Source organism: Streptomyces sp. NPDC038200 (genome assembly GCF_055600785.1).
Window position 1 is genome coordinate 1 of record NZ_JBVJYH010000057.1, and the last position, 3,537, is coordinate 3,537.

Genomic DNA, 3,537 nt, shown 5'->3' on the forward strand with positions numbered 1-3,537 from the left:
CGGGGTGGACGTCGACTGGGCCGGCTTCTTCGGTCCCGGTGCCCGCCGTGTCGACCTGCCCACCTACGCGTTCCAGCGCGAACGCTTCTGGCTCGACGCCCCCGCGCCCCAGACCCGTTCCTCGGACGACGCCTTCTGGGCCGCCGTCCAGAGCGGTGACCTCGCCGACCTGCTGGGCGTGGCGGAGGACACCGGGCTGGACGCCGTACTGCCCACCCTCGCGTCCTGGCACGACAGGGAACGCGCCGACGCGGTCGTGGACCGCTGGCGGCACAAGGTCCGCTGGACCCCGCTCCCCGAGGCCGGCGGCGCCGTGCTGACCGGCAGGTGGCTGCTGGTCTGCACGGAGGAGGACGATCCGCTCGTCGCCGACGTCGCCACCGCCCTGCGCGAGCACGGCGCCGAGGTCACCTGCCTCGCATTTCCGCGGGGCGCCGACCGGCAGACGACCGCCGAACTGCTCCGCGACGCCGACGACAGCGGTCTCGGCGGAGTGCTGTCCCTGCTCGCGTCGGCCGACCGCCCGGTGCACGCGACCCTCGCCCTCGTCCAGGCGCTCGGCGACGCCGAGATCACCGTCCCGCTGTGGTGCGCCACCTCCGAGGCCGTGGCCGTCGCCTCCACGGACACGGTCCCGGAAGCCGCCGTCACCGCGGCGGGTGTCCGGGGCCTGGGCCGGGTCGTCCGTCTGGAGGCCCCGGAGCGCTGGGGCGGGCTGGTCGACCTGCCCGGCACGCTGGACGAGCGGGCCCGACGCCGGCTCGCCGCCGTCCTGGCCGGCACCGAGGACGAGTGCGCGGTACGCGAGAACGGCACCTTCGCGGCCCGTCTCGTCCGAGCCGCCGACGCTCCCCGCCGCGAGTGGCGGCCCCACGGCACGGTCCTCGTCACCGGTGGCACCGGCGCCCTCGGCGCACAGGTCGCCCAACGGCTCGCGGAGCGCGGAGCGGAGCACCTGCTGCTGGTCAGCAGGCGGGGCCCGGCGGCCGACAGCGCCGCCGAACTGGTCCGCGCCATCGAGGCCGCGGGCGCCACGGCGACCGTCGCCGCCTGCGACGTCGCCGACCCCGAGGCGGTCGCGGCCCTGCTGGCGCGGGTACCCGCCGACGCCCCGCTGACGGCGGTGGTCCACACGGCGGGCGTCCTCTCCGACGCACCGCTGGACACCCACACCCCGGACCAGGTCACCGCCGTACTCAGGGCCAAGGCCGACGCCGCGCGGGTCCTGCACGCCGCGACGGCCGGGCTCGACCTGGACGCGTTCGTGCTGTTCTCCTCGCTCGCCGGCACCCTCGGCAACCCCGGGCAGGCCGCGTACGCCGCCGCGAACGCCGTGCTCGACACGCTCGCCGCGCACCGCCGGGCCCTCGGACTGCCCGGCACCGCCGTCGCCTGGGGCCCCTGGGCCGGCGGCGGCATGCTCGACGACACCGTGGCCGAGCGGCTGCGCCGCGCCGGTGTCACCCCGCTCGACCCCGGACACGCCCTGGTCGCCCTGGACCGTGCCGTGGCCGCCGCGGACGCGCACAGCATCGTCGCCGACGCCGACTGGACCGGCCTCACCGCCGGTTCCCTGCTGGCCGAACACTCCGGCCCGGCAGCCGCCGAGGCCCCCACGGCGCTCACCGGCCCCGACCGGGAGCGCGCAGCCCTGGACCTCGTGCGGTCCAGCGCCGCCGCCGTCCTCGGCCGCTCGGGCGCGGCGGACGTCGAACCCGACACCGCCTTCCGCGACCTGGGCTTCGACTCCATGGCCGCCGTCCAGCTGCGCAACCGGCTCGGCGCCGCCACCGGAGTCGCGCTCACCGCGACCGCCGTGTTCGACCACCCGAGCGCCCGCGCCCTGGCCGCCCACCTGCTCGCCCTGGCGACCGGGAAGGACACCGGCTCCGACGGCGCGACCGCGCTCCCGGCCACGGCCGTTCGCGCGGACGAGCCCATCGCGATCGTCGGCATGGCCTGCCGCTTCCCGGGCGACGTGGCCTCGCCCGAGGACCTGTGGCGGCTGCTCGCCGACGGCGTGGACGCCATGGGACCCATTCCGGCGGACCGCCGATGGGGACCCACCGACGCCTACGCCGAAGGCGGATTCCTGCACGGAGCCGCGGAGTTCGACGCGGACTTCTTCGGCATCAGCCCGCGTGAGGCACTGGTCATGGACCCGCAGCAGCGGCTCGCCCTGGAGACCGGCTGGGAGGCCTTCGAACGCGCGGGCATCAACCCGCACACGGTGCGCGGCACGTCCGTCGGCGTCTTCCTCGGCACCAACGGCCAGGACTACGTCAGCCTCCTCGCCGGCGCCACCGAGGCCCACGCGGGACACATCGGCACCGGCAACTCGGCCAGCGTGCTGTCGGGCCGCATCTCCTACGTCCTCGGCCTGGAGGGCCCCGCGGTCACCGTCGACACCGCCTGCTCCTCCTCCCTCGTCGCGCTGCACTGGGCGATCCAGGCGCTGCGCAGCGGCGAGTGCTCCATGGCCCTGGCCGGCGGTGTCACCGTGATGTCCACCCCGGGCGCCTTCGACGAGTTCTCGCGCCAGCGGGGTCTCGCGGCGGACGGCCGCTGCAAGTCCTTCGCCGCGGCGGCCGACGGGACCGGCTGGGGCGAGGGTGTCGGCATGCTGCTCGTGGAGCGGCTGTCGGACGCCCGCCGCAACGGGCACAAGGTGCTGGCGGTGGTGCGGGGTTCGGCGGTGAACCAGGACGGTGCGTCGAACGGTCTGACGGCGCCGAACGGTCCCTCGCAGCAGCGGGTGATCCGGCAGGCCCTCGCCGGTGCCGGGCTCGCGCCCGCGGACGTGGACGCCGTGGAGGCGCACGGTACGGGCACCCGGCTGGGTGACCCGATCGAGGCGCAGGCCCTGCTGGCCACCTACGGCCAGGAGCGGGACGAGCCGCTGTGGCTGGGCTCGGTGAAGTCCAACATCGGGCACACCCAGGCCGCGGCCGGCGTGGCCGGAGTGATCAAGATGGTGGAGGCGATGCGGCACGGCGTGCTGCCGCCCACCCTCCACGTGGACGAACCGTCCCCGCACGTCGACTGGACCGCCGGCGCGGTCGAACTGCTGACGGAGGCCCGGGAGTGGGTGCGCGCGGGCCGGCCGCGCCGGGCGGGCGTGTCCTCGTTCGGCGTGTCCGGCACCAACGCCCACGTCGTCCTCGAAGAGGCACCGGACCCCGCGGAATCCACCGCACCGGCCGAACTGGCCGCCGTGCCCTGGGTGGTGTCGGCGCGCTCCGAGACCGCGCTGGCGGCACAGATCGAGCGACTCCGAACGTTCGTCACGGAGCACCCCGAGGCGCGTCCGGCCGACATCGGCCTCGGCCTGGCCACCGGCCGGGCCGCGCTGGCCCACCGCGTGACGGCGGTCGGCCGGACCACCGAGGAACTCCTCGCCGCCCTCGGCACCGCCCGCCCGACAGCGGCCGGCGAAGCCCGCACCGCGTTCGTGTTCGCGGGTCAGGGGGCGCAGCGGGCCGGGATGGGTGGGGAACTCGCCGCTGCTTATCCGGTGTTCGGTGAGGTGTTCGCCGA

At 76.2% G+C, this 3,537-nt stretch carries 1 protein-coding gene; it reads left to right on the top strand.

Translation table 11 applies throughout. From position 1 onward, the window contains the following. The coding region (locus ACZ7KF_RS41445) for an SDR family NAD(P)-dependent oxidoreductase (RefSeq protein WP_471087870.1) at positions 1 to 3,537 on the top strand (3,537 nt) is incomplete at both ends.